This window comes from Bradyrhizobium murdochi (genome assembly GCF_000472965.1).
GTDB lineage: Bacteria > Pseudomonadota > Alphaproteobacteria > Rhizobiales > Xanthobacteraceae > Bradyrhizobium > Bradyrhizobium murdochi.
The window spans coordinates 82,913-107,904 of sequence record NZ_AXAU01000012.1 but is presented as its reverse complement, the minus strand read 5'-3'; the positions used below and the strand labels follow the sequence as shown (position 1 = coordinate 107,904).

The 24,992-nt window shown below is 63.1% G+C and carries 24 protein-coding genes; 11 read left to right on the top strand and 13 right to left on the bottom strand.

What is annotated here, in order from left to right:
- Positions 1 to 69 precede the first annotated feature (69 nt).
- The 3 genes from YUO_RS0122405 to YUO_RS0122395 all read left to right on the top strand — a co-directional run bounded on the left by YUO_RS0122405 (position 70) and on the right by YUO_RS0122395 (position 2,674).
- Complete coding sequence (locus tag YUO_RS0122405; RefSeq protein ID WP_028349286.1) at positions 70 to 567, top strand: CAP domain-containing protein; 498 nt, start codon at positions 70 to 72, stop codon at positions 565 to 567.
- Between the two features lie 137 nt (positions 568 to 704).
- Complete coding sequence (locus tag YUO_RS0122400; RefSeq protein WP_028349285.1) at positions 705 to 1,880, top strand: DUF3734 domain-containing protein; 1,176 nt, start codon at positions 705 to 707, stop codon at positions 1,878 to 1,880.
- 5 nt (positions 1,881 to 1,885) lie between these two features.
- The gene (locus YUO_RS0122395; protein WP_028349284.1) at positions 1,886 to 2,674 is read left to right on the top strand and encodes a 3-hydroxybutyrate dehydrogenase; all 789 of its coding nucleotides are present in this window, start codon (positions 1,886 to 1,888) and stop codon (positions 2,672 to 2,674) included.
- 31 nt (positions 2,675 to 2,705) lie between these two features.
- On the opposite strand, the gene YUO_RS0122390 is transcribed toward YUO_RS0122395, so the two are convergent.
- Positions 2,706 to 3,536, bottom strand: a complete 831-nt coding sequence (locus YUO_RS0122390) for a sulfite exporter TauE/SafE family protein (protein WP_028349283.1) — start codon at positions 3,534 to 3,536, stop codon at positions 2,706 to 2,708.
- A gap of 228 nt (positions 3,537 to 3,764) precedes the next feature.
- A complete protein-coding gene (locus YUO_RS0122385; RefSeq protein WP_028349282.1) occupies positions 3,765 to 5,132 on the bottom strand; it encodes an oligosaccharide flippase family protein in 1,368 nt (455 codons plus the stop codon).
- A 249-nt stretch (positions 5,133 to 5,381) separates the two neighbouring features.
- On the opposite strand from YUO_RS0122385, the gene YUO_RS41395 reads away from it, so the two are divergent.
- Positions 5,382 to 5,579, top strand: a complete 198-nt coding sequence (locus YUO_RS41395) for a hypothetical protein (protein WP_035727318.1) — start codon at positions 5,382 to 5,384, stop codon at positions 5,577 to 5,579.
- 92 nt (positions 5,580 to 5,671) lie between these two features.
- Complete coding sequence (locus YUO_RS0122375) at positions 5,672 to 5,944, top strand: hypothetical protein (RefSeq protein ID WP_028349281.1); 273 nt, start codon at positions 5,672 to 5,674, stop codon at positions 5,942 to 5,944.
- A gap of 133 nt (positions 5,945 to 6,077) precedes the next feature.
- Here YUO_RS0122375 and YUO_RS0122370 read toward each other — a convergent pair whose 3' ends face one another.
- Entirely contained in the window at positions 6,078 to 6,911 is an 834-nt protein-coding gene (locus tag YUO_RS0122370) for a protein-disulfide reductase DsbD domain-containing protein (RefSeq protein WP_028349280.1), read from the bottom strand.
- A 137-nt stretch (positions 6,912 to 7,048) separates the two neighbouring features.
- Between YUO_RS0122370 and YUO_RS0122365 the strand changes: the two genes are divergently transcribed.
- Positions 7,049 to 7,699 carry a YqgE/AlgH family protein gene (locus YUO_RS0122365; RefSeq protein WP_028349279.1) on the top strand — a complete coding sequence of 217 codons (651 nt, stop codon included), beginning with the start codon at positions 7,049 to 7,051 and terminating at the stop codon, positions 7,697 to 7,699.
- A gap of 154 nt (positions 7,700 to 7,853) precedes the next feature.
- On the opposite strand, the gene YUO_RS0122360 is transcribed toward YUO_RS0122365, so the two are convergent.
- Complete coding sequence (locus tag YUO_RS0122360; protein ID WP_028349278.1) at positions 7,854 to 8,741, bottom strand: TauD/TfdA dioxygenase family protein; 888 nt, start codon at positions 8,739 to 8,741, stop codon at positions 7,854 to 7,856.
- Between the two features lie 344 nt (positions 8,742 to 9,085).
- Positions 9,086 to 9,865 carry an SDR family NAD(P)-dependent oxidoreductase gene (locus YUO_RS0122355; protein ID WP_028349277.1) on the bottom strand — a complete coding sequence of 260 codons (780 nt, stop codon included), beginning with the start codon at positions 9,863 to 9,865 and terminating at the stop codon, positions 9,086 to 9,088.
- A 24-nt stretch (positions 9,866 to 9,889) separates the two neighbouring features.
- On the opposite strand from YUO_RS0122355, the gene YUO_RS0122350 reads away from it, so the two are divergent.
- From YUO_RS0122350 to YUO_RS0122340, 3 genes are all read left to right on the top strand, one after another.
- The gene (locus tag YUO_RS0122350; protein WP_235782791.1) at positions 9,890 to 10,474 is read left to right on the top strand and encodes a GNAT family N-acetyltransferase; all 585 of its coding nucleotides are present in this window, start codon (positions 9,890 to 9,892) and stop codon (positions 10,472 to 10,474) included.
- A gap of 28 nt (positions 10,475 to 10,502) precedes the next feature.
- Complete coding sequence (locus YUO_RS0122345) at positions 10,503 to 11,237, top strand: SDR family NAD(P)-dependent oxidoreductase (protein ID WP_028349275.1); 735 nt, start codon at positions 10,503 to 10,505, stop codon at positions 11,235 to 11,237.
- Positions 11,238 to 11,330: 93 nt separating this feature from the next.
- Complete coding sequence (locus tag YUO_RS0122340) at positions 11,331 to 11,705, top strand: CsbD family protein (protein ID WP_028349274.1); 375 nt, start codon at positions 11,331 to 11,333, stop codon at positions 11,703 to 11,705.
- Positions 11,706 to 11,845: 140 nt separating this feature from the next.
- Here the strand turns inward: YUO_RS0122340 and YUO_RS0122335 are convergent, their stop codons facing one another.
- Complete coding sequence (locus YUO_RS0122335) at positions 11,846 to 13,564, bottom strand: SGNH/GDSL hydrolase family protein (RefSeq protein WP_028349273.1); 1,719 nt, start codon at positions 13,562 to 13,564, stop codon at positions 11,846 to 11,848.
- A 160-nt stretch (positions 13,565 to 13,724) separates the two neighbouring features.
- A complete protein-coding gene (locus YUO_RS0122330; protein WP_235782790.1) occupies positions 13,725 to 15,089 on the bottom strand; it encodes a lytic murein transglycosylase in 1,365 nt (454 codons plus the stop codon).
- A gap of 249 nt (positions 15,090 to 15,338) precedes the next feature.
- On the opposite strand from YUO_RS0122330, the gene galU reads away from it, so the two are divergent.
- On the top strand, positions 15,339 to 16,217 hold the full coding sequence (gene galU / locus YUO_RS0122325) for a UTP--glucose-1-phosphate uridylyltransferase GalU (RefSeq protein WP_028349271.1): 879 nt from the start codon (positions 15,339 to 15,341) through the stop codon (positions 16,215 to 16,217).
- Positions 16,218 to 16,325: 108 nt separating this feature from the next.
- Here the strand turns inward: galU and YUO_RS0122320 are convergent, their stop codons facing one another.
- Positions 16,326 to 17,852 carry a GGDEF domain-containing protein gene (locus tag YUO_RS0122320; protein ID WP_028349270.1) on the bottom strand — a complete coding sequence of 509 codons (1,527 nt, stop codon included), beginning with the start codon at positions 17,850 to 17,852 and terminating at the stop codon, positions 16,326 to 16,328.
- A 133-nt stretch (positions 17,853 to 17,985) separates the two neighbouring features.
- Between YUO_RS0122320 and YUO_RS0122315 the strand changes: the two genes are divergently transcribed.
- Positions 17,986 to 18,270, top strand: coding sequence for a DUF7662 domain-containing protein (locus YUO_RS0122315; protein ID WP_028349269.1), 285 nt, complete (start codon positions 17,986 to 17,988; stop codon positions 18,268 to 18,270).
- A gap of 155 nt (positions 18,271 to 18,425) precedes the next feature.
- Here YUO_RS0122315 and YUO_RS0122310 read toward each other — a convergent pair whose 3' ends face one another.
- The 5 genes from YUO_RS0122310 to metG all read right to left on the bottom strand — a co-directional run bounded on the left by YUO_RS0122310 (position 18,426) and on the right by metG (position 24,892).
- Positions 18,426 to 18,728, bottom strand: a complete 303-nt coding sequence (locus YUO_RS0122310) for a HigA family addiction module antitoxin (RefSeq protein ID WP_028349268.1) — start codon at positions 18,726 to 18,728, stop codon at positions 18,426 to 18,428.
- A gap of 48 nt (positions 18,729 to 18,776) precedes the next feature.
- Positions 18,777 to 19,058, bottom strand: coding sequence for a type II toxin-antitoxin system RelE/ParE family toxin (locus tag YUO_RS0122305; protein WP_028349267.1), 282 nt, complete (start codon positions 19,056 to 19,058; stop codon positions 18,777 to 18,779).
- Positions 19,059 to 19,145: 87 nt separating this feature from the next.
- Positions 19,146 to 22,022 carry an EAL domain-containing protein gene (locus YUO_RS0122300; protein WP_028349266.1) on the bottom strand — a complete coding sequence of 959 codons (2,877 nt, stop codon included), beginning with the start codon at positions 22,020 to 22,022 and terminating at the stop codon, positions 19,146 to 19,148.
- A 121-nt stretch (positions 22,023 to 22,143) separates the two neighbouring features.
- Positions 22,144 to 23,142, bottom strand: a complete 999-nt coding sequence (locus YUO_RS0122295; protein WP_028349265.1) for an NAD(P)H-quinone oxidoreductase — start codon at positions 23,140 to 23,142, stop codon at positions 22,144 to 22,146.
- A gap of 70 nt (positions 23,143 to 23,212) precedes the next feature.
- Complete coding sequence (gene metG, locus YUO_RS0122290) at positions 23,213 to 24,892, bottom strand: methionine--tRNA ligase (protein WP_028349264.1); 1,680 nt, start codon at positions 24,890 to 24,892, stop codon at positions 23,213 to 23,215.
- Positions 24,893 to 24,992: the final 100 nt, after the last annotated feature.

Sequence of the window (24,992 nt, the reverse complement as noted above, 5' to 3'; positions counted from 1 at the left end):
ATTCAGCCACGGTTGGTATGCAACAAGCGGCCATCCAGGCTTAGGGGCTTTCTTCGGGGGATTCTTTCAGTGAAACGGGCGACCACCGCCATTATCGGCGTATTGCTGCTTGCCGGCTGCTCGGCAGACGTCAAGATTCCGGAACAGCCGGCCATGTATCTCGACATGGCCCAACCCGGCGCCACGCTGGACCCTGTGGCAGCGGCGCTTCTGATCTCGCAATATCGCCAGAACAACGGCCTCGGCGCCGTCGTGGTCGATCCCGATCTGATCAAGCTGGCGGAGCAGCAGTCCCAGGCGATGGCGGCCCGCAACAAGATGGACCACAATGTGAAGGGCCCGCTGGACAAGCGGCTGGGGGCCTCAGGCTATCCGGCGAAGCTTGCCGTCGAGAATATCTCGGCCGGCTATCACACGATGGCGGAAGCCTTTTCCGGCTGGCGCGACTCGCCGCCGCACAAGGCCAATATGCTCAAGAACGGTGTCACAAAATTGGGCATTGCGGCGGTTTACGCTCCAAACACCAAATACAAGGTGTTCTGGACGCTGATCCTTGCATCAACCTGAGGCAACGCCGGATGCAGGCTTCGACGTCTCACAAAGCGATAAACTCGGCGTGATCCCTGCTTCGATCTTGCCTGATTGACGCCGTCGCGAACTGCCGCCACGGTGCCCCGGTCATTGTCCACTAGCCGACGGTCACGATGGATCATTCCGATATCGCGCCGGCAACCACGCCCGCCAAAGCGCAGCGTGTGCTGGTCCTGCAAGGCGGCGGCGCGCTCGGCTCCTATCAGGCGGGTGCCTTTCAGGCGCTGTGCCGCTCGGGGTTCGAACCCGAATGGATCGCGGGCATTTCGATCGGCTCCGTCAATGCTGCGATCATTGCCGGCAACGAAGGTGAAAAGCGCGTCGACCGGCTGAAAGAATTTTGGGAGCTGGTGTCATCTCCGGTGCCATGGAAGCCCGTCGCATCAGGCGACCGCGCGCGCTCGCTGTTCAACGAAACCAGTGCCGCACTGATTGCGACCTTCGGCGTACCGGGCTTCTTTATGCCGCGCATTCCGCCTGCCCCTTTGTGGCCGCCGGGCAGCCGGCAATCGCAAAGCTATTATGACACTGCGCCGCTGAAGAAAACGCTGGAGCGGTTGGTCGACTTCGACCGCATCAACGATCTGAAGACGCGGCTCAGCGTCGGCGCGGTCGGGGTAACCTCGGGCAACCTGAAATATTTCGACAATTTCGATTTCAGGAAGCGCGGCAAAAAGCTCGGCCCGGAGCACATCATGGCCTCCGGCGCGCTGCCGCCCGGCTTTCCTTCCATCGAGATCGAAGGCGAGCACTATTGGGACGGCGGCATCGCTTCCAATACCCCGCTCGATTATGTGCTGGGCGGGGAAACCAACCGCGATCTCCTGATCTTTCAGGTCGATTTGTTCAGCGCGCGCGGCGAATTGCCGACATCGCTGCTGGAGGCCGCAGAGCGCGAAAAGGACATCCGCTATTCCAGCCGCACCCGCATGACCACCGACAAGAACAAGCAGGTGCACAACGCGCGGAAGGCGCTGCGCGAGCTGCTCGGAAGGCTGCCCGATGATCTCAAGAACGATCCGTCGGTGGCAGTTCTCTGCAACGCGGCCAAGGAAAACACCGTCACCGTCGTGCATCTGATCTACAAGAGCAAGAACTACGAAACTTCATCCAAGGATTACGACTTTTCGCATGTCGCCATGGTCGAACACTGGAACGCAGGCGTCCGCGACGTTCATCTGTCGATGCGTCACAAGGATGTGTTGGAGCGTCCGCAATCCGGCCAGACCATGATGGCCTACGATATGACGGGGGATGTTTCGAAGACCGCCGCAGGCAAGCAGGAGTGAATGGAATGGGTACGTTAAAAGGCAAGACCGCTGTCGTGACCGGCTCGACAAGCGGCATCGGATTGGCTTACGCGCGCGCTTTTGCCGCCGCCGGCGCCAATGTCGTCCTTAACGGCATGGGCGTGCCGGCCGATATTGAGCGCGAGCGTTCCGGCATCGAGACCGACTTCAAGGTCCGCGCCGTGCACTCGCCCGCCGACATGACCAAGCCCGCCGAGATTGCCGAAATGGTCGCGCTTGGCGAGAAGACGTTTGGTTCGGTCGATATCCTCGTCAACAATGCCGGCATCCAGTTCGTCTCGCCGATCGAGGAGTTTCCGCCCGAGAAGTGGGAAGCCATTATCGCCATCAACCTGTCGTCGGCGTTCTACGGCATCCGCGCTGCAGTCCCCGGCATGAAGAAGCGTGGCTGGGGCCGTATCATCAACACGGCTTCCGCGCATTCGCTGGTGGCGTCGCCGTTCAAGGCGGCCTATGTCTCGGCCAAGCACGGCATTGCCGGTCTCACCAAGACGGTGGCGCTGGAGCTTGCGACGTTCAAGATCACCTGCAACTGCATCAGCCCAGGTTATGTCTGGACGCCGCTGGTGGAAAAGCAGATTCCCGACACCATGAAGGCGCGCAACCTGACCAAGGAGCAGGTCATCAACGACGTGTTGCTGGAGGCGCAGCCGACCAAGGAGTTCGTGACCTCCGAACAGGTCGCCGCACTGGCGCTGTTCCTGTGCAGCGACGATGCCGCCCAGATCACCGGCGCCAATCTGTCGATCGACGGCGGATGGACCGCGGCATAAGGCAAATCGTGAGCAGGCCCGGGAAGCGCGCCTAATGGGCGACGCTCCCGGTCACGGCTGCGATACTCGCCTGCGAAAAATGCAGCTCGTTGAAGCCGAGCTTGCTGGCCACCAGAATCAGGACTGAGGCCAGCACCACCCTCAGCACTGTCTCCGGGACGCGAACCGCGCAGTAGCTGCCGATCACGATGCCGGGCAAAGATCCGACCAACAGCACACTCATCAGCGCCCAATCGACCGAACCCAGCGCCCAGTGTCCGATGCCGGCTACCAGCGTCAGCGGCACCGCATGCGCGATGTCCGAGCCGACAATGCTCGCCATCGGCAGGCGCGGATAGAGCAGCAGGAGCGCGGTGACGCCGACGGCGCCGGCGCCGACGGATGAAATCGAGACCAGCACACCGAGCGCCACGCCGACCATCACGGTCGCGCGGCCGGTCGCCGCGGCATCGAACCCTTCCATGCGGCGGCGATAGTGATCCATGATCGCCCTGCGGAAGATCAACGATGTCGCCGTGAGGAGGAGCGCGAAGCACAGCACCAGATTAACCAGGCTGCGCGCGGCCTCCCCCTTGAGCTCGAGTTGCCACAGCACGAGCAAGGTAACGACGCTTGCCGGGATGCTGCCGCTGGCGAGACGCATCACTGCCGGCCAGTGGATGCTGCGTGCAAAGCCATGCACCAGGCTGCCGCCCGTTTTGGTGGCCGCGGCATATAGAAGGTCGGTGCCGACAGCGGTCGACGGGTGGATGCCGAATAGCAGAATCAGCAGCGGCGTCATCAGCGAGCCGCCGCCGACACCGGTCATCCCGACCAGCAGGCCGACGCCGAATCCCGAGGCAACGTAAAGCGGATCAATCATTTCCGGGTGCAAGTTCCATTTGGCATGTGCGAGTATATAGCAACGCAGGGGATAAACGTCCTATCGATGGCGGCGCATGGGGTGAAATAAGAATATTTCATGCGCACATAGGAATCCGGTGGTTGTTTTCCCCAATTTGGCGGTGCAGAGCGAAACCGGTGTCCTGCCTCGCCGATGCTGTCGGCCGCCCCGGCGGCCGTCTTCCAACCGCTCCAGCGGTCTGTGGGATCAGCGCTTCCCGAACGCCAGCACGTGCAGTCCGAGCCGCCGGCGCACGATCCAGAACAGCAGCACCGTCTCGAACGTCAGCGAGATCGAGGTCGCGGCCGCGGCGCCTTGGCCGCCGAAGTGGGGCACCAGGACGACGCACAGCACAACGTTCATGATAAAGGCGAGCGCATAGGCCAGCGCGCAGATGTGCTGATGGCCGAGCATATTCAGGAGTCGCTCGACCGGGCCGATGGCGGAGCGCACCACAAGGCCAATCGCTGCAATGAACATGATGTCATAGCCGACGACGAATTGCGGTCCGAACAGCCACAATAGCGGCTTGCCCAGCGCCAGCAGCAGAATGGTTGCGCCGAGCGACGGCCAGAACGTCCACTGGATCGCATGCGCCACATAGGCCGACAGCCGCGGCTTATCGCCCTGCGCGTGATACTCGGCAAAGCGATGCGCAGTCGAAGCCCCCATCGCGTAGTGAATGAAGGAGACCAGCGCCAGCGTCTTCACCACGGCAAAGTAGACGCCGACCTCTTCCGAGGAGCGGAATTGCTGCAGCACCAGTACGTCGGTGTAGGACAACAGCAGATAAAAGCTCTCTACCAGCAGGATCGGCAGCGAGACCGCGAGCCAGCCGCGGAAGTCGTAGGCCCGGGGGCCGCGGTCGGTATGGCCGCCGAGCTTGCGATTGAGCACGATCATCTGGCCGATCATCGCGATCCATACCGCCGCGGCGCTGGCCCACATCGCGGCGGTGGCGCCAAGATTAAAGCCGAGCACGAAGGCGCCAGCGGTCAGGCCAATGATCAGCGACTGGCGCACGATGAACTGTGGCACCAGGCCAAGCCGCATCCAGTCGTGCGAGCGGGCGATGCCGTCCTGGGTGTTGGCGACGACGAACGCCGGCAGTGTCAGGCAACCGATGTAGAGGGGAACGATCGCGTTGTCGTCGATCCATGGCGACAATCCCTTCACCGCGCCCGCCAGCAGCAGCGAGACGATGGAGGCGACTGCGAATGTCATCCATCGGCTGCCGGAGAGAAAGCCGCGCAGCAGCGCATGCTCACCGCGTGTACGATATTCCGGAATGATCTTCTGCGCGGACGCCGAGATGCCGAAATCCATCATGCTGCCGAGCAGCAGCACCCAGGTCCAGACATAGACATAGACGCCGTAGTCCGAGCCGCCCATCCAGCGCGCCAGCAGGATCTGCGAGAAATAGGCAAGCGCTGCGCTGAAGACGCGGATCACGAAGATCGTGCCGGCCAGCCGCCTTGTAACGGAGGCTTCACTGGAGCCGCCAAGCAGCGCACGCAGGCGCGCGATCACGCCACTAGGCGAAGCGGTTGCGGATTGGGTATCCATCACGGCCACAACGATACATCCCGAAACGTGCCGCGAGGCGGCGGCGTTGGTCGGATGTATCAACCATTCGTTAAGATTCGGTTGGGTGTGCTGCCGCCTGGAGCTGCGAAACGACGAAGTCAGGAACAAACCGGCCGGGCCGTCGTTTGAAGTCGCGGAGCCATCGCCCACCGTTCACAACGGCGCACGTCATGGATGGCCAGAGGTCTTCGGACCGCCGTTATTCATTGCAGGCGCTCGCGCGGGTAGCCAGAGGCGATGGCTGCCGTCGCACCCGAACAGCCCGCGTGTCCGGGCCGCGAAATGGATGACCCGAACGATCTGGTCCTGGCCATGTTGGGATTGGTGATCGCTGCCATCATGCTGGTGGCCGGTGCGCTCTACGTCATCAACGCGCCCGATCCCATACCGACCCACAGGCCCCCGCCAGCCGTGCAGGTATCCCCGGTTTCGTAGCTTCATGCTGGTTGGCCCCGGGGGTTGGCGGAACTTTTCCGGCTTTTTTGATTTTGAGCTTCGGTCGCATGGTGCGGCCGGGGAGGAAAAATATGAAACTACTGCTTGTCACCGCTGTAACGATCACCACCGCGCTGGCTGTCAGCCCGGCTTTTGCCCAGAAGGCTTCTGCCCAGAAGACGGGTTGCACAAGCGAAAACATGGCCAAGCTCCTCGCGTCCAGTAACGCTATGCCTGATAGCCCCGGCAAATTTGCGATGATGAAAGAGATGGGTGCGGCGAATGCCGCCATGTCAAAGGGCGATATGCGTAGCGCTTGCAAGAGCTATATGCGCGCTCAGCAAATGAGCGGCCAGAAGAGCTAGGAGAACACGTTGCTGAAGAGGAGAGCCGCCAAGCGCCGGCTCTCCTCGGACTGGAAAGCGTCGCTGCACTGGCAGGAAACCACGTCGCGGCAGCGTCGCGCGACTGCGTACGCCCGGAGGACGCCAGGACGCGTCAATTCAAACTGACGTTGAACTCGTAGGCCCGGTCACCGCCGACCAGCGTCAGTTTGAGTGCGGCGCCTTCCGGACTGGCGCCGGGCGGCAGGCCGTCCAGTTCGAAGGCAAAGCGTTTGACGCCAGGCGGGTCTTGCTCCACGAGCTTGGGAACCGGCAACGCCCAGTCGGGCGTCGGCCCCTCGGCGAACAGGTTGATCTCCTTGGCCTCGGGCGCGGTCACGTCGACCAGCACGTTCTTTCCCTCGCGCTTGACGTCGCGGATGGTCAGCGGATTGTCGTCCCCGACATTGGCCGGCTTCGGCACCGCATTGAGCGCATCGGACAGTGTGCCGTCCTCGGTGCTTGCCACGCTGGCAAAAGCGAGCTCGGCATGGGCTTCGACGGGAATGCAGAGCTTTTCGCAGACCGCGTAGCTGATGTGGGTGCGCAGCGTCACCGGCTTGTCGGCATTCTTGGCGACGATCCGCAACGGCAGCACGACCTGGTGCTTGTATCCCAGCGCGGTGCCGCCTGCGCCGTCGTCGAATTTCATCGGTGCCGGCCACAGCACCGTCACAGCTTCGACATTGTCGGATTTGGAGAAGTCGAAGCGGGGTGGCACGCCGGAATCCCCGGGCGTCCGCCAATAGGTCTTCCATCCCGGCTGCAACTGGATGGCTACGCCGCCGAGCAACACAGCGCCGCTGCGTGATCCCGCCAGCAACCGTACCGCGGAATGGGCGTCGTGTTGCCACGGCGAAGCATCCTGGGCGCGAACCTCCGACGCCGCACACGCGACGCTCAACGCGGCGACGCCGAGTGCGGCGCGCAAGGGAACTAGGACGCTCATGGCACGTCTTTACAGGCAAGTTTCGAGGCAAACCATTGAATTGCGTGTGATCGGCAGCCGAATGATGCCGGAAGCTTGATTGACAGAAACCGCACCCGATATCAGGATATGAACCTGCAAAAGAAAGGCCTTTGCGGATGAGCCCTGAAGGCAAGACATCGAAGCCTGTCCGCCGCAAAACCGCTGGCTTTGGCGATAATTCGGCCGGCGAGGGCTATCTGGACGGCCGGCTGCTGATCGCCATGCCCGTCATGGGCGATCCGCGTTTCGAGCGCTCCGTCATCTACATGTGTGCGCACTCGTCGGAGGGGGCGATGGGCATCATTGTCAACCGTCCGGCCGGCAGCATCGACTTTCCAGGACTGCTGGTGCAGCTCGATATCATCGAGAAGGCCGACCAGATCACGCTGCCGGAAAACGCCGAGACCATGCAGGTGCTGAAGGGCGGCCCGGTCGATACCGGCCGCGGTTTCGTGCTGCATTCGAGCGATTTCTTCATCAAGGACGCGACGCTGAACATCGACGACGGCATCTGCCTGACCGCGACGGTGGACATCCTCAAGGCGATCGCCAAGGGCACCGGGCCGAAGCACGCGATCCTGGCGCTCGGCTACGCCGGCTGGGCGCCCGGGCAGCTCGAAGACGAGATCCAGCACAATGGCTGGCTGCATTGCGACGCCGACCCGGATCTGATCTTCGGCGACGACGTCGACGAAAAATATCAACGCGCGTTGCGCAAGATCGGCATCGACCCCGGCATGCTGTCGAACGAGGCCGGGCACGCTTAGTTGTCGTCCCTGCGAACGCAGGGACCCATAACCACAAGCGTGGGTGATTGCAAAGGCAGTGGCCGCTTTCCAGCGCAACAACGTAGATCGGTGGTGTAGATCGGTGGTTATGGGTCCCGGCTCGCGCTTCGCTTGGCCGGGACGACGGATAGGCTTACTCCGCGGCCTGCTGCGTCACCGTCGGCTCGGTACCGGCAACCGTGGCGCGGCGCATGTCACGGGGCTGCGACTGGTCGTAGCGCCGCACCCGGTGCATGGTCTGGCGATTGTCCCACATCACGAGGTCATGCACGGTCCATTTATGGACGTAGACGAATTCCTTCTGCGTAGCATGCTCGGTCAGGTCGCGCAGCAATAACCGCGCCTCGGGCATGCTCATGCCCAGAATCGCGCCCGCGTGCGATGACAGATACAGCGACTTGCGGCGATGCACCGGATGCGTCCGCACCAACCGCTGCAGCACCGGCCTGAACATCTCTTTTTCTTCGTCGGTATAGTCCAGGAAGCCGAGCGAGCCGCGCGAATACATCAGCGAATGTTCGCAGATCAGGTCCTCGATCTCGGCCTTGGTGTCGTCGTCGAGCGCGTCATAGGCCGCGCGCATGTCGGCGAATTCGGTGTTGCCGCCCTTCGGATTCACCACCCGCGCCGACAAGAGCGAGAACTTCGCCGGGATCGGGCGGAACGAGCTGTCGGAATGCCACAGGCAATTGCCGAGGTTGAACAGATGCGCGCGGCTGTCGCGCGGCAACGGCTTGCCGTCCTTGCCGAGATTGGAGACGTCGTTGAGGCCGGTCGAGAGGCGCGAATCCTGAGGCTTGACGATGTTGCCGCCGCGAGCGTCTTCGCGCTTGCCGAAATTCAGCGCAAATGCGAGTTGCTGTTCGTCCGTGATGTCCTGGTTGCGGAACAGCAGCACGGCGTATTTGTCCATGCCGGCTTCGACGTCGGCTGCTTCCTGCGGCGTTAGGGGTTTTCGCAGATCAAGCCCGGATACTTCGCCGACAAAATGCGGATGCAACTGCCGGATTGCGATCGCCATGGCGTCTCTCCAGAAAGCGGCGGGCGGTTTTGCCCGCTCTGTTTGTAAGAAAAATTACTCCCCGAAATGTCCAAGTCAACGCTGCGGCGCGCATGCGGCATTGCGCCTGTCTCGTGTCCCGGACGCTGCTGATTTCTCATGCCCCGGGCGCAGCGCAGCACAGAGTGCTGCGCTGCTGAACCGGGGCCCAGGTCTAGCGGCGCTATGGGTCCCGGCTCTGCGGCGCAGCGTTGCCGGACGATGCTTCGCATCGCCTAGGCTGCACCGCGTCCGGGACGCGTTAACGCCTCTACCTCATCTTCCAGAGTGTCAGGCATGGCTGCCGCGCACATCCGGGGAACGCCTCACGCATTTCGCGCCATCAGCCCGCCGTCGACCGGGATCACCGCGCCGGTCAGGAACGAGGCGGCCGGCAGGCAGAGGCTCAGCGTCATGTGCGCCACTTCCTCAGGCTCGCCGTAGCGGCCGAGTGCGGTGCGGCGCTTGGCGTAGATCGTCTTGTGCTCTTCGGAAATCCGCTCGGTGATCGCGGTGCGGATCGGGCCCGGGCAGATGCAATTCACGGTGATGCCTTCGCGGCCGAGCTCGACGGCGAGCGAGCGCGTCAAGCCGGTGACGCCGGCTTTCGCCGCCGAATAGGGACTGTGCAGCGCGGTCGCGCCGAGCGCCTCGGTGGAGGCGATATTGACGATCCGCGGGCATTTCGATCGGCGCAAATGCGGCAACGCGGCGCGGATGATACGTGGATGCGCGGTCAGCATCACGGCCAGCGCCTTGTCCCAGGCGGCTTCATAACCTTCCTCGTCGATCGCCACGCGCACGGAGATTCCGGCATTGTTGATGACGATGTCGAGCCCACCGAAATGTGCGGCAACCTCGTTGACCACCTTGATGATGTCGTCGGGTTTCGCGACGTCGAGCGCCCACGCTTTCGCCGCGCCGCCATTCGCTGCGATTTCGCTGGCAACCACCTGGGTAAGCTCGGCGTTTAAATCGGTAACCGCGACGTTGGCGCCCTCGGCCGCGAACACGAGCGCGGTGGCGCGCCCCATGCCGCTGGCCGCACCGGTGACGAGAACGGTCAGACCTTTGACCGAACGGCTGAGCTCTTTGAAATCTGACATGACGGATCCGGACAAAGATGCGAGGTGCGCGTTGCAGGATTGACAAGGCTGGCACCGATCCGCAGACAGGTCAAACGAGCCGAGCGAGGTGCAAACGTGACTAATATTCGCGGCCTGCAGATCCGTCGCCTGGAGCCTTCGAACGCGGCGCTGTTCAGAGATATCCGGCTGGAAGGCCTGCAGCGAAATCCGGAAGCCTTCGGCAGCACGTTTGAGAAGGAGAGCGCGCTACCGCTGTCGTGGTTCGAAGCCGTCCTTGGCCGTACCGCCATCTTCGGCGCTTTCGTCGAGGAGACGCTCGGAGGCGTCGCGGCCTATGCTGCGCAGGAAGGTACGAAGCAAGCGCATCGGGCGACCCTCTGGGGCATGTATGTTCGAGACAGCGCAAGAAACTTGGGGCTCGGGAAGAAGCTCGTTGCGGCGGTACTCGATCATGCACGCGGACGCGTGGAGATGGTTCAATTGACCGTGGTGAGTGAGAATGAGAGCGCGCGCCGGATCTACAGCGCCGCGGGTTTCGTCGAGTACGGCTATGAAAAGAGGGGCCTCAAGTATGAGGGGCGATATTACGACCAGGTCCTGATGGTCAAATTCCTCGACGAAGGTTGAACTAGAACACAAGGAAGGGATCGCAGAGATGAACGAACTGGATTTCAGCGGCAGACAGGTGCTGGTGGTCGGCGGCTCCAGCGGGATCGGCAATGGCATCGCGCAGGCGTTCCGTGCCAAGGGCGCGCGCGTCGCCATTTGCGGCACCCGCGACAGCGCCGCCGACTATTCGCCCGACGAAGGCTCGCTTCTTGACGGGCTCGACTATTTTCAGCTCGACGTCAGCAACACGCAGGCCGTCGAATCCTTCCAGCCATCCTTCACGAAACTGGACGTGCTGGTGCTGGCGCAGGGCGCGGTGATCTACCGCCGCGGCGAATTCGAGATGGATGGCTTTCGCAAGGTGGTTGAAGTCAACCTGATGAGTCTGATGGCCTGTGCGACAAAATTCCATGCGATGCTGAGCGCCAGCAAAGGCTCGCTCATCATCGTCAGTTCGACCGCCGCCTATCACTCCACGATGGGCAATCCGGCCTACAACGCCTCGAAGACCGGCGCGGTCGGCCTGACGCGCACGCTCGGCGAGGCATGGGCCGGGGACGGCATCCGCGTCAACGGCATCGCGCCCGGCCTGGTCGACACCAAGATGACCAAGGCGACCACCGCCAATCCGAAACGCCTCGAAGGCGCGCTCGAGCGGATCCCGTTGAAGCGGCTCGGAACGCCGGCCGACATGGCCGGTGCGGCGCTGTTCCTGGCCTCGCCGCTTGCGTCCTACATCATCGGCCAGACCATCGTGGTCGACGGTGGTCTGATCCTGTAAGCCCGGCATCTTGATTAGAAGTGCGTTTCGATCGCGGTAGGAACCCGAACGGGGTCTCTCCGGTTACGTCCTCAGAAAGCAGGAGTGACCGCGATGGACAAGGATCGGATTGCAGGCTCGGCCGAGGATCTTGCGGGTAAGGTCGAAAGCACCGTCGGCGAGATGGCTGGCGATGCGAAGACGCAAGCTGAGGGCCGCGTGCGCGAAGCGGCCGGCACAGTGCAAAATCTCTACGGCCAGGCCAAGGATGCCGCCCGCGAGGCCACTGACACCGCCGTCAGCTATGCCAAGGACGCTATTGAGCACAGCGGCGACACCATTCGTAGCGGCCAGCAGACGGTAGCGAAAACCGTGCAGGAAAATCCGCTCGGTGCGCTGTTGGTCGCAGCCGGAATTGGCTTTGCGCTGGCGCTGTTGATGACCCGCCCGCCGCGCCGCCCGCCACCGCGCTGGCGCTATTACGGCTAACTTCTCCTGAGAGGAGCGGCCCCTTGGCCGCGTCTCGAAGGATGGCGGGCATTGGGCTTCATGGTTCGCGCGGCGATGTGAAGCATCGTCCGCAGACGCGCGAAGACGCGCTTCTCACCATGAGGACTGCCTAAATTAAATCACCGCGTGAAAATGCCCGGCGGAACCTCTGCCGAGCGCCCGACATTGCCCGGCGGCCGCGGCGCGCCAGGAAGAGCAGCGGGGCCACGCGGCGGTGCAGCCGCCGGTGGTGCTGGCGGCCGCGGCCCTAGCCCGAACCCGCCGAAGAAGTCACGTAGTGACGGACCGTTATTTTGCGGCGGGCGGATCTGCATCGGCGGCGGTGGCAGTTGTCTCTTCTGTTGCTGCAGCGTTTGCTGCGGCGGCGGCAGTAAAAGCTGCTTCTGTGGCGGGGCGGCTGCCGCGGTTCCGCTCGGTGAGGTGGCCGCCATGGGCGTATCGCCCTTCGCCGGCTCGCGGCCGATTTCGCGACGAGGCCATACGTAGTCGTCGGCGCGGCCGGCCGGCGCGGCCAACGCTTCACCCTTCACCAGCGTGCGCGCGGCGAGCGCATCGACCGCTGCCGGACGCGAGCCGGGACCGCCGAGCAATTGATCGGTGCCGACGGACGAGGCGACCAGCGGCATGACCGGTCCGGCCAGCGGACGCGGCGCCGGCTGGCCGGGCGCGGCATTGGCCTCCGGCGTTGCGGGTTCGATCGGCACCGCGATCGGCCCGGAGCGGGCGGCGAGCAGGCGCGTCACCTCGCGCTCGACATAATGCGCGAGCTTGCGCGCACCGGGCTTGGTGAAGAAGACGCCATCGGCGGTGCGGAGCTGGCGGATCTGGCCTTCGAAGTCGGGACCTTTCTGCAGGAACCGGCCGGCTTCATCGACAAAGCCATCCCAGATATCGACATAGGTGATGCCAGCCTTGCCGGCGCCGTCGCGATACAGCGCATCGAGGAACAGCATGTCGGCCGTTCCCTTTTGCCCGCGGATCGCCGGCAGGCCGACCCACAACACAGGGACGCCCTTGGATTTCAGCACCCCGATCAGCTCTTCGATCTTCTTGGTGTAGAGTTCGACCCAGCGCTCGTCACGGAATTCGTAAAGTCCGCCGCCAGATCGCGCGGGTGCGGCGTTTTGTGGCGTGTCGCTATCGGCTGCATCGTCAGGCGACAATTCGGCATCGGCCGGCTTATCGTCGCGCTTTGCCGTGTCAGCCGAGCCTTCCGGCTTCTTTGCCTCTGCCGGCTTGGTATCCGTCTTGGTATCTGTCTTGCCGCGCGCGTCTTTCTTGTCTTCCTTCTTGTCGGTCTTTTTCTCGGTGACCGCCTCGCGGATGGCCTGGCGGTCGTGGAGGCCGAGCATGACGACGATGGCATCGGGCTTTTCGGTGGCGAGGATGCCCTTGGCGGCCGCGGTCCAATCGGCGGGCTCGCCGCGCGGCTGATACTTGATCAGGCCGGAGACGGTCTTGTGCTTGCGGATCACGCCCATGTCGGGCTGCTCGGAATAAGCGTCTTCCAGGCCATAGGCGAGCCAATCGGCCATGGCGTCGCCGAGCACCAGAACGTTGCGTTCCGGCACCGTGTCTCGCTTGGCGGGCGCGGGCGCGCGGGAGAAATCCTGGCGCGGCGCCTGCGGGGCCTGCTGCTGGAATGGCGAAAAGAGATCGCCGCCGAACCAGCCGCGCTGCGGCGCTTGCCGCTGCGGCGGCCCGCCAAAGCCGCCGAAATTGAAAAACTGCGCCGACGCGGGTCCCACGATCCCGATCAGGAGCGCGATCGCAACCGCCAGCGCCACCAGTGGCCCGGTCTCGGTAAACACGCGCAAGAAGGACGTTGGCTTTCGCATCCGGCTCGGTCGCTAATAGATCGTGAAGCGTCAAATATAACAGTGGAATCGGGCCGCAAGCGGGCAGATTTCACCTCCCATAAACCGAGGTTCCGGGCCCAGCGTCAAGGCTCCTTCCGATTCGTGGTTTTCAGGGTCATTTAGGCGCTGAAAACAGGTCTTAACGGCCCCGCAGCCGCTCCAGCACGTCGGAAGAGGCAAATCCGTCCGCTGGCGCTCCGATCGAAACCTGGAAGCTGCGGAGCGCCTCCCGCGTCTGGCCACCGAACTGGCCATCCGGCGTGCCCTTGTAGAAGCCGCGCTGCGCCAGGAGCTGCTGCAGTTCCAGTCGCTCCGCCCGCGACAGCACCCGTTCCTGCCGCGGCCAGGGTTGCACGAACGGCGGCCCGCCGCGCAGGCGGTCGGCAAAATGGCCGATCGCCAGCGCATAGGCCTCGGCCGGGTTGTACTTCATGATCACCCGGAAATTCTGCAGCATCAGGAAGCCAGGCCCCTGCATGCCGGCCGGCGCCAGCAGATAGGCCCTCTCGGTTGTGTCGGGAAACGGCTTGCCATCGGCCCGCTTCAGTCCCTGGCTCTGCCACTGCGCAATCGTCATCGCCTTGGACTTGTCCGCCAGCATGAAATTAAAGCCCTCCGGCAGCACCACCTCGTAGCCCCAGCTCCGGCCGGTCTGCCAGCCGTCTTTCTTGAGGTTGTTGGCGGTGGAGGCGATCAGATCGGCGACGTTGTCGACGACGTCGCGGCGGCCGTCGCCGTCGGCGTCGACGGCATAGCGCTTGAAGGCGGTCGGCATGAACTGCGTCGGCCCGAACGCGCCGGCCCAGGAGCCGCGCATTTGTTCGGGTCTGAGATCGCCGCGGTTGAGGATCTCGATCGCGGTGAGGAATTCATCCTTGAAATAGGCCTGGCGGCGGCCGATGCAGGCCAGTGTCGCGGTCGATCGCACGACGTTGCGATCGCCCACTTGCGTCGAGTAGTTCGATTCGATGCCCCAGATCGACGCGATGATGTAGCGGTCGACGCCATAGGCTTTCTCCACCGCGTCGAATTGCGGCTTGTATTGGGCAAGGATCTCGCCGCCCTTGGCAAGGCGGTTGTCGTTGACGAGGATATCGAGATAGTCCCAGATCGCCTTGGTGAACTCGGGCTGCGAATCCATCAGGTCCATGATGCGCAAATCAGGCTCGAGGCCGGCGGTGAAACGCTCGAAATTTTGCTGGGTGACGTTGCGCCGCGCAGCATCTGGCCACATCGAGGCGACGCAATTTTGAAAATTCGCCGCCGCCTGCCGGATCGCGGACGCTGTCATCAGCGGATGGCCGGACGCGCCGTCTTCGCCGCTCCAGGGCGGCGGACTGCCGTCCGGGCCGGGCATGGCCTGCTGCGCCACCGCCTTCTGCCCTGAGAAGATGTTGCCGAAAAAGTTCGAAACCCCGTTGCCGGAGGATTGGGCCAGGGACTGGCCGCTGGAACACAACAGCGCTGCGGCGATTAAGATCGCGCCGGTTCGATTACTCGTCACTCGTTCCAAGAGACCCATGCCGTACCCGTCCGTCCAAACCAACCCCGTGCCAGAAGGCCCTGACACGGTTTCCAATAGCTTAACAGAGGGCATTTTGTTGTCCCGCCCGGTGCGCGCAAGGGGAGGCGCAAGTCGGGCGGGAACGCCACCATACATCCGCCTTTGTTCAGGGGTGCAAACCGGCTATCAACGTGCAATCAAAGCACTTTCCTGATTTCCAAATCTCAATATCAAGGCGCCCGACATCCCATGAAAATCCGTAAAGCCGTCTTCCCGGTCGCCGGCCTCGGCACCCGCGTCCTGCCCGCCACCAAGGCGATGCCGAAGGAAATGCTGACCATCGTCGACAAGCCGCTGATTCAATACGTGGTCGACGAGGCCAAGGAGGCCGGCATCGAGCACTTCGTCTTCGTCACCGGGCGCAACAAGGGCGTGATCGAGGACCATTTCGACAGGATGTTCGAGCTCGACACCACGCTCGCCGCGCGCGGCAAGAAGGCCGAGCAGGACATCCTGGCGCGCGACCAGCCCGAAGCCGGCGCCATGAGTTTCACCCGCCAGCAGGCGCCGCTCGGCCTCGGCCACGCGGTCTGGTGCGCGCGCGATATTGTTGGCGATGAGCCGTTCGCCGTGGTGCTGCCGGACGAACTGGTGCTCAACAGCCCAGGTTGCCTGAAGCAGATGATCGAGGCCGCGGCAAAACTCGGCGCTAAGTCCAATCTGCTCGCGGTGGAGGCGGTGCCCGACGATCTCACCCACCAATACGGCATTTGCGGCGTCGGCAAGCGCCTCGCCAAAAACATGTTCGAGGTCGACGGCATGGTGGAGAAACCGCCGAAGGGCACCGCGCCGTCAAATCTTTCGATCACCGGGCGTTACATCCTGCAGCCGGAAATCTTCAAGATCCTCGAAACCCAGGAGCGCGGTGCGGGCAACGAGATCCAGCTCACCGATGCGATGAAAGCTCTCGCCAAGATGCAAAAGTTCTACGGCGTGGAGTTTGAGGGCGAGCGGCACGACTGCGGCTCGAAATCTGGCTTCCTTCGCGCCAACATCGCCTACGGCATGGCCCGCCCCGACCTGCGCGACGGCCTGCGCGCGGAGATGAAGAAGTATCTGGAGAAGTGACGGCAAAAAGCCTTCGCTTTTTGCCGTCATTCCGGGGCGATGCGAAGCATCGAACCCGGAATCTCGAGATTCCGGGTCTGGTCCTTCGGACCATCCCGGAATGACGGCTTAAGCCACCAGCGCGAGCTGCGGGATGGCGGCGACCACCGACTGGTTGCGGCCGTTGGCCTTGGCCGCGTAGAGGGCCTTGTCGGCCGCTTCGATCAGATAGGACCAATCGATCGCTGCCGTGGGCGTCATGCTCGCCACGCCGATACTCACCGTCGTCACACTGGGGTCTTCGGCCCATTGTTCGACTTTCAGGCGAATCGTTTCGGCGACGGTAAGCGCTTCCACCGCCGAGAGGCCAGGCAGAAGTACCGCGAATTCTTCGCCGCCATATCTGGCCGGACAGTCGCCGGCCCGCTTCACCGAATCCGAAATGCAGATCGCAATGCCAACCAGCACCTGGTCGCCGGCCTGATGTCCAAACGTGTCATTGTACGATTTGAAATGGTCGGCATCGATCATCAGCACCGCGACGGGGGTCTGGTTGCGTGTCGCCCGCCGCCATTCCAGGTCGATCTCGGAATCGAATTTGCGCCGGTTCTTCAGGCCGGTGAGCGCGTCGGTGGTCGCAAGCTCTTCAAGCTTTTCCTCGGCCTCGGCGCGGCGGCCGATCTCGCGCGCGAGGAACAATGTGGTGCCGAGCACGAACAGGATCAGGGCCACCATGACCGCTCCGATCCGGATCACCTCCCGGTGCCAGAGGCTCAGGATGCTCGCCAGCGGTTTTCCGACTACGACAAAGAACAGGCTCGTATTGGCGCTTCGAACGTAAAGCCGCGGCGTCGGGTCCACCGGTCCGACCCCGGCGTAGGACCCACCTTGCTTCAGATTTGCCGGATTCCAGTTTCTTCGCTCTGCGAGATTTTTGCCGACGATGTCGAGGTCGAATGGCTTGCGCATGATGATCGTCCGGTCACGGCGCAACACCGTGATAGTATCGGTGGGATCGAGTGTCAGCCGCCCGAACAAATCGTGGAAATAGCTGAAGCGGATCGAGCCCACGACCACACCGAGAAAACCACCATCGGCGTCGGTGATGCGTCGGCTGAGCACGATCGAATAGGCGCTGCGATGCAGCATCGGACGGCTCATGTACAAGCCCACGTCGGGCTTGTCACGATGGACGAAGAAGTATTCCTCGTCGCTGCGATCCTCCGGCACGGGATCGAGGCTTGCCGCATCGATGATCAGCTTGCCCTGCACGTCGAACACCTGGATCGCGCCGAAATGCCTGGCGGTCGCGGCATGATCGAACAGAATTAGATGGCGAATCTCCTTGCTGACCTTTTCGATCTCCGGCATCACCAGATTGGTGGCGACGTTACGCAGCGACAGATCGTAGAGTTCGATATTCCGGCTGATATCGGCGTCGATGCTCGAGGCAAGATTTTCCAGCGTCTGACGCGCCAGCTCTTCCTCGCCGCGGCGCATGTCGAGCATGACGCTGGTGCAAATCGCGGAGAAGCCGATCACGGCCGCGACCGTCGATGCGATCAACAGCTTTACGGACAATCGCCAGGGGCGGCGGCCGGAGTCTTTCCTGAACCAACCCTTTCTGGCTACGTCGCTTTGCCGCTCGAATAGCATTCATCCGCTCCGAGCCTTCCGGTATGCGCCGGATACATTGTTGCGGTCTTAAGCGGCGACGGCGATATGGTAGACAGTTAACATCCGGTTGCCGGCGCTGACGGTTTTGTGCAATTCGCTTAAGAGGACACGCGTGAACGTTTACGATCCGTTGCGGGACTATCTGAAGGCGCAGACGCGCACCGAATTTGTGCTGAGCTTCGAAGAGATCGAGGAGATCATCGATGCGGCGCTGCCGCGCGCCGCGCACCGTGCGTCATGGTGGGAGACGTTGCGCAGCCCCCAGGAGAAGATGCCGCAGCGCGAGGCCTGCCTCGAAGCCGGCTACATCGCAACGCGGCAGGCGGATGGGAAGAGCGTGAAGTTCAAGAGAATGCCTCAAGACCGCCGTCGTCACCGCGACCGCGGGGACCCATAACCACCGGGCGTTGTTGTAGCGAAGGCCATTGGCTCCATCACTTCACGGGAAAGCCGCGGCGTATGGGCCCTGTTTTCGCAGGGGCGGCGAAGACACTAGGCTAACGGTGCGGATTTCGGTCTCCGATCTGTGGAAGCATAGCGGGCATTACGGCTTCAGGCAGCATCAGCGATCACCGGCTTGATCTTTTCCAATTGCTTGCCGAGCTCGCGCTCAGCCGTCTGCACGTCATAGGCGTTCTGTAGGTTAAGCCAGAGCAGGGCCGACGTATTGAGCGCCCTGGACAGCCTGAGAGCCGTATCCGCCGTGATGTTGGTGGTCTCGCTCGCAATGCGCTCGATCCTGGTGCGGGGGACGCCGCACGCCTTCGCCAGCGCACCTGGCGAGAGCCCGAGCGGCTTCAAGAACTCCTCCCGGAGAACTTCTCCGGGGTGCATCGGTGCCAGTTTCTTTGCCATGTGCGACTTCTCCAAATCTGGGCCTGCCCTTCGGCAGCCTCAGTGTAGCTAGTGGTAGTCCGTGAATTCGACGTCTTTTGGTCCGTCCTTGGTCCAGACAAAGCAGATACGGAACTGATCGTTCACGCGAATGGAGTGATGTCCGTCCCTGTCGCCCTTCAGGGCTTCCAGCCGATTTCCTGGAGGGGAACGAAGGTCTTGCAAGGAAATCGCCGCGTTCAGGTACTGAAGCTTGCGGCGGGCCACCTTGAGCAGATCGGCCGGAAAGCCCTTTATCGCTTCGCCTTCGAAGGCGGCGCGGGCCAGATCATTCTTGAAACTCTTGATCACAAGCCCTTACGTATCACGTACTGATACAGATCGCAAGGACTTTGTATCATGCGACGATACACCCTCAGGGGACTTGTGCCGCAGCGATTAGCTCGCCGCTTCCAGCCGTTCTTCGGTCAATAGCCGCATCGCGGCATCCGCATCCATCGGCTCGCCGAAGGCAAAGCCTTGCGCGTACTCGCAGCCGAGCTGATAGAGCTCGACCGCATCCGAATCCGTCTCCGCGCCTTCCGCCACCACGTCCATGCCGAGGTCATGCGCCAGCGCAATGATCGATTTGAGGATCACCGGCCGCGTGCCGCGGCTGGTGGTGCGCACGAAGGACTGGTCGATCTTGATGGTGTCGAAGGGGAAGCGCTGCAGGTACGCCAGCGAGGAATGGCCGGTGCCGAAATCGTCCAGCGACAGTCCGGTGCCGAGTTCGCGAATGCGCGCCAGCATCTGCGCTGCATGCTCCGGATTCTCCATCACAAGCGACTCGGTGAGCTCCAGCTTAAGCGTGCCGCGCGCTACCGACGAACGCGACAGCACGGTGCGGATATCGTGGATCAAGTCGTGGCGCAGCAACTGCCGCGAGGACACGTTGACCGAGGCGAAGATCGGTTCGCGCGAGCGCATTGCGCGCTGCCATACCGAGAGCTGCCGCGCGGTCTGGTCCAGTACGAACATGCCGAGATCGACGATCAGGCCGATTTCCTCGGCAATCGTGATGAATTCGGAGGGCGACATCCTCCCGAGCTTGGGATGGTCCCAACGCGCCAGCGCCTCGAAGCCGGCGATCGAGCGATCTTCCAGCCGCACGATCGGCTGGTAGAGAATGGTGATTTCCTGCCGCTCGATGGCCCGGCGCAATTCGCTTTCCAGCGTCAGACGGTCGGTCTTTCGCGCGCGCATCGCCGGCTTGTAGACGTCGATGCGGTCGCCGCCGATCCGCTTGGAGTGATACATCGCAAGCTCGGCGTCCTTGATGATCTCGTCGGACAATTGCGCCTGCGGATCCGACAGCGCGAGCCCGATCGAAGCGGTCAGGAATATCTCGCGGTCGTTGAAGGCGATCGGCGCGCGGATGGTCTTGCGGATGGTTTCGGCGAAGGCGGTGATACGTGCCGGGTCCTGTTCCGATATCAGGATCAGGCCGAACTGGTCGCCGGCCAGCCGCGCCAGCGTATCCTGGGGCTTCAGGATGCGCGTCAGCCGACGCGCCAGCGTCAGCAGGATGGAGTCGCCGACCGCAATGCCGACGGAATCGTTGACCTGCTTGAAGCGATCGAGGTCGATCACCATCAGCGTCGGCCGCAGGTTCGGCATGCTCTTGGCGAAATTCGCCACCGCGCCGAGGCGATCCATGAACAGTTTGCGGTTGGGCAGGCCGGTGAGGTTGTCATGCACGGAGTCGTGCAGCATGCGCTCCTCGGCGTTCTTGATTTCGGTGACGTCGGTCAGCGTTCCAACCACGCGCGAGACTTCGCCGTCGGAGCCGACCACCGGGCGCGCCTTCAGCGCAAACCACATGAAGTGGCCGTCAGGCGTGCGCAGGCGGAAATCCTGCACCAGCCGGCCGCGGCGCTGGTCGAGCACGCTGTCCAGCGCGGCACGGAAGCGATCCTGGTCGAGCGGGTGCAGCACCTCCAGCCATTTTGCGGCCGGCCCTTCCAGCGTGCCCCGCTTCAGCCCCAGCAGGCTTTCGGTCTCCGGGCTGGTGAATACCTTGTCGGCAGAGACGTCCCAGTCCCAGATCAGGTCGCCGGAGCCGGTCAGCGCCAGCGCGCGGCGCTCGATGTCGGAGACAATGCCGGTTGTCGCGCCGCCACCGGCGAACGCGTGCTGCATCACCGTAAATCCGATCAGCATCACGATCAGCACGAGGCCGCCGAGCAGCGCCGGGCCTACGATGTCGTTGGTGACGCTTCCCGCCACCGTCATGCCGGCGGCGATCACCCAGACCACCAGCAGGAACCAGGTCGGGATCAACAACACCGCGCGGTCGAAACCATGCGTCGAGAGATAGACGATCAGCGCAAAGCCGGCGAAGGCGATCAAGACCAGCGAGATGCGCGCGATGCCCGAGGCGACCGCGGGATCGAACAGCGCTAGCGCCACCAGCGATCCGAGGAAGGCCAGCCAGCCGACGGTGATGTGGGAATAGCGCACATGCCAGCGGCTCAAGTTGAGATAGGCGAACAGAAACACCAGCAGCGTCGCTGCGAGGATCGCTTCGCCGGCCGCGCGCCAGACGCGCTCGGCATTGTTCGACATGTCGAGCACCTTGCCCCAAAAGCCGAAATCGACGCCGATATAGACCAGCACCGCCCAGGCCAGCGCGGCGGCGGCGGGGAACATGATGCTGCCCTTCACCACGAACAGGATCGTCAGCACCAGCGCCAGCAGGCCGGAGATGCCGATCACGATGCCCTGGTAGAGCGTGAATGAGTTGACCTTGTCCTTGTAGGCGTCGGGTTCCCAGAGATAGAGCTGCGGCAGCTTGTCGGTGCGCAGCTCCGCCACGAAAGTGATGACGGCGCCAGGGTCGAGCGTGATGCGGAAGATGTCGGCGGTCGCGCTCTCCTGCCGTTCGGGGCGGTCGCCGGTCGACGGCGTGATGGTCGCGATGCGCGACAGGCCGAGGTCGGGCCACAACAGACCCGATGACACGATCCGATAGTGCGGCGCGACGATCAGACGATCGAGCTGGTCGTCGGTGTTGTTGGCCAGCGCGAACACCACCCAGTTCTGCCCGCCCTCGCGGGCGCGCACTTCGATACGGCGGACGATGCCATCGGTTCCCGGCGCTGTCGAAACCTGGATACGATCGGTTTCGCTGCGCTGGTGGTCGAGCACTGCGGTGAGATCGATGGCAGGCGCGTCGCTGCGGACGCTGACCGCGTCGATGGCATGCGCCGCGGGCGCGGCCATAACAATCATGAGGCCCAGCGCGAATAGCGCAAGGCACCTGATCAGACGCAATGTCAGTACTCCGCGACCAGCGATTCTCCCGGCCCAGCGAACGGGGTCGGCGTTGCCGCGATAAATGACATGAAAGCGAAGCAAATCAAAGGGTTTCCACCCGAGCTTCGCTCGCGATCGGCTAGACCGCCAACACAATTTTGCCAATATGTGCGGAGGTCTCCATCCGCCGATGCGCGTCGGCCGCTTTTTCCAGCGGGAATGAGCTGTCCATCAGCGGTTTTACACGTCCCTCGCGCAATAGCGGCATCACCTTGGCCTCGATCGCGGCGACCATCGCGGCCTTATCCGCATTAGTACGGGGGCGCAACGTGGAGCCGGTATGGGTCAGCCGCTTCACCATCACCTTGGCAATGTTGACGGTAACCTTGGGGCTGTTGAGCGTCGCGATCTGCACGATACGGCCGTCGACGGCAGCAGCGTCATAGTTGCGATCGACATAGTCGCCGGCGACCATGTCGAGGATCAGGTTGGCGCCGACATTGCTGGTCTCGGCCTTCACCACGGCGACGAAATCTTCGGTCTTGTAATTGATCGCGCGGTCGGCGCCGAGCTTGAGGCAGGCGTCGATCTTGTCCTGAGAGCCGACGGTCACGATCACCTTGGAGCCGAACGCTTTCGCAAGCTGGATCGCCATGGTGCCGATGCCGGACGAGCCGCCGTGGATCAGGAGCGTTTCGCCGGGCTTGAGCGCACCGCGCTCGAACACATTGTGCCAGACCGTCATCAGCGTTTCCGGGATCGCGCCGGCTTCCTGGATCGATAGCGACGGCGGCACCGCCATCGCCTGCGCGTCTTGCGCAATGCAATACTGGGCGTAGCCACCGCCCGCGACCAGCGACATCACCTTGTCGCCGAGTTTGTGCTTTTTGGCACCTTCGCCGAGCGCCACCACTTCGCCCGCGATTTCAAGGCCGGGCAGGTCGCTGGCGCCAGGTGGCGGCGGGTAAGCGCCGGAACGCTGCGCGACGTCGGGGCGGTTGACGCCGGCGGCCATCACCTTGACCAGGATTTCGCCTGGTCCGGGCGCTGGAACGCTGCGGGTTTCGGGCAACAGCACTTCGGGGCCGCCTGGCTTGCTGATGCCGATGACGGTCATTTGCGCGGGCAGCTTTTCCATGATTGTCCTCGGTCGGTGAATGGGGATCCGCGGATGGCATATCGCCTTTTTCCGGCGAAGTGAAACGCCATTAAGCCCCAAACCGCGCCGCCAGACGACTTGCTCTCTCGGGAGAGATTTTTTCGACGAGTGGACCGATCGGCGCGATGGCCGTGCCGGCGCCGCCGTCGAGCAAGCCGGCGAGTGGGCCATTGGGCCAGATTGGAACGGCGTCATCGCGACCGAAGGCGCGCAGCACACGTTCCGACAGGCCGGGCGCGATACTCCACGCCAGCACGGCGCAGGCGCTGACTAGATTGAGCCCCGTTCGCGTCACGACTGCCGCGCGAACCGGATCGGACTTGATGGCCGTCCACGGCGCCGCGCGCTGCAGGTAAGCGTTCGCGACATCCCAGATCGCGCGCGTTGCGGCTGCCGCGGCACGAAACTCGAGCGCCTCATGTTGCCGACGCAGCACCGCAATACGCTGTTCCAGCTCGCCTGCGAGAAGGCGCTCGGCCTCATCAGGCGCGCCGCCTTCGGGAATTCGGCCACTGAAGGCCCGATGCACGAACCTGACGATGCGATTGACGAGATTGCCGAAGATGTCAGCGAGATCTTTGTTCACGTCGGCGACGAATTTCGCGACAGTGAAATCGGTATCGGCGCTTTCAGGCGCGTTGGCGATCAGCCACCAGCGCCAGAGATCGGCGGGCAATTCTTCAAGTGCCTGATCAGTGAAGATGCCCCGATTGCGGCTGGTAGAGAACTTGCCGCCCTCATAGTTGAGCCAATGGAATCCCTTGACGACGTCGACGGTTTTCCATGGCTCGTTCGAGCCGATCAGCGTCGCCGGGAAGCTTACGGTGTGAAACGGGATGTTGTCCTTTCCGAGAAACTGGATGTAGCCGACGTCATCGGCCTGCCACCACCATTTTCGCCAGTCGCGCCCCGGCGCGGCGGCGGCCCATTCCTGTGTGGCGGCGATGTAACCGATGGGCGCGTCGAACCAGACATAGAAGACCTTGTCGTCGAATCCCTGGCGCGGAACCGGAATGCCCCAGGCCAGATCGCGCGTAATGCAGCGATCGCGCAAATCGGCCGTGAGCCAGCTCTTCGCGGTCGACACCACGAAGGGTGGCCAGCCGGTGCGGCCATCGATCCACGCGCTCAACGCCGCGACAAGCTGCGACTGGCGCAGGAACAGGTGGCGGCTTTCGCGGATCTCCAGCGCGCGGTCTCCCGACAGCGCAGATCGAGGGTCGATCAGTTCGGGCGGATCGAGCAGCGTGCCGCAGTGGTCGCATTGATCGCCGCGCGCAGATGGGTCGCCGCAATGCGGGCAGGTGCCGAGCACGTAGCGGTCTGGTAGGAAACGGCGGTCCGTGGGTGACCAGACCTGTTGCAACTCGCGTTCCTCGATCAGTCCGGCATCGTCGAGCCTGCGATAGAAGTGCTGCGTCAGCGCGCGATTCTGCGGCGAACTGGTCCGCCCGAAATGGTCGAAGGAGAGGCCGAAACGGCGGTAGATGTCGGCCTGGACGGCGTGCTGCGTGTTGCAGAAGGTTCGGATGTCCCGTCCGGCCCGAACGGCGCCGAGTTCGGCCGGCGTGCCGTGCTCGTCGGTGGCGCAGATGAAGAGCACGTCGTCGCCGATCTGCCGCCTGAAACGGGCATGGACGTCGGCAGGCAAGAGCGAGCCGACGAGATTACCGAGATGCTTGACGCCGTTCACGTAGGGAAGGGCACTGGTGATGAGAATTTTGGTCATGACTATGGTCTTTCGCGTTTGGTGATGCCGACCGAAGAAAATCAAAAGCCCTCCCGCATGATCGGAAGGGCTTGGGGTCGGCTCATGCTCCACGCGCTTG

Coding starts and splice junctions, on each gene's coding strand:
- YUO_RS0122400 (WP_028349285.1), top strand. CDS start 705: ATGGATCATTCCGATATCGCGCCGGCAACCACGCCCGCCAAAGCGCAG.
- YUO_RS0122395 (WP_028349284.1), top strand. CDS start 1,886: ATGGGTACGTTAAAAGGCAAGACCGCTGTCGTGACCGGCTCGACAAGC.
- YUO_RS0122390 (WP_028349283.1), bottom strand. CDS start 3,536: ATGATTGATCCGCTTTACGTTGCCTCGGGATTCGGCGTCGGCCTGCTG.
- YUO_RS41395 (WP_035727318.1), top strand. CDS start 5,382: ATGGCTGCCGTCGCACCCGAACAGCCCGCGTGTCCGGGCCGCGAAATG.
- YUO_RS0122375 (WP_028349281.1), top strand. CDS start 5,672: ATGAAACTACTGCTTGTCACCGCTGTAACGATCACCACCGCGCTGGCT.
- YUO_RS0122370 (WP_028349280.1), bottom strand. CDS start 6,911: ATGAGCGTCCTAGTTCCCTTGCGCGCCGCACTCGGCGTCGCCGCGTTG.
- YUO_RS0122365 (WP_028349279.1), top strand. CDS start 7,049: ATGAGCCCTGAAGGCAAGACATCGAAGCCTGTCCGCCGCAAAACCGCT.
- YUO_RS0122360 (WP_028349278.1), bottom strand. CDS start 8,741: ATGGCGATCGCAATCCGGCAGTTGCATCCGCATTTTGTCGGCGAAGTA.
- YUO_RS0122355 (WP_028349277.1), bottom strand. CDS start 9,865: ATGTCAGATTTCAAAGAGCTCAGCCGTTCGGTCAAAGGTCTGACCGTT.
- YUO_RS0122345 (WP_028349275.1), top strand. CDS start 10,503: ATGAACGAACTGGATTTCAGCGGCAGACAGGTGCTGGTGGTCGGCGGC.
- YUO_RS0122340 (WP_028349274.1), top strand. CDS start 11,331: ATGGACAAGGATCGGATTGCAGGCTCGGCCGAGGATCTTGCGGGTAAG.
- YUO_RS0122335 (WP_028349273.1), bottom strand. CDS start 13,564: ATGCGAAAGCCAACGTCCTTCTTGCGCGTGTTTACCGAGACCGGGCCA.
- galU (WP_028349271.1), top strand. CDS start 15,339: ATGAAAATCCGTAAAGCCGTCTTCCCGGTCGCCGGCCTCGGCACCCGC.
- YUO_RS0122320 (WP_028349270.1), bottom strand. CDS start 17,852: ATGCTATTCGAGCGGCAAAGCGACGTAGCCAGAAAGGGTTGGTTCAGG.
- YUO_RS0122310 (WP_028349268.1), bottom strand. CDS start 18,728: ATGGCAAAGAAACTGGCACCGATGCACCCCGGAGAAGTTCTCCGGGAG.
- YUO_RS0122295 (WP_028349265.1), bottom strand. CDS start 23,142: ATGGAAAAGCTGCCCGCGCAAATGACCGTCATCGGCATCAGCAAGCCA.
- metG (WP_028349264.1), bottom strand. CDS start 24,892: ATGACCAAAATTCTCATCACCAGTGCCCTTCCCTACGTGAACGGCGTC.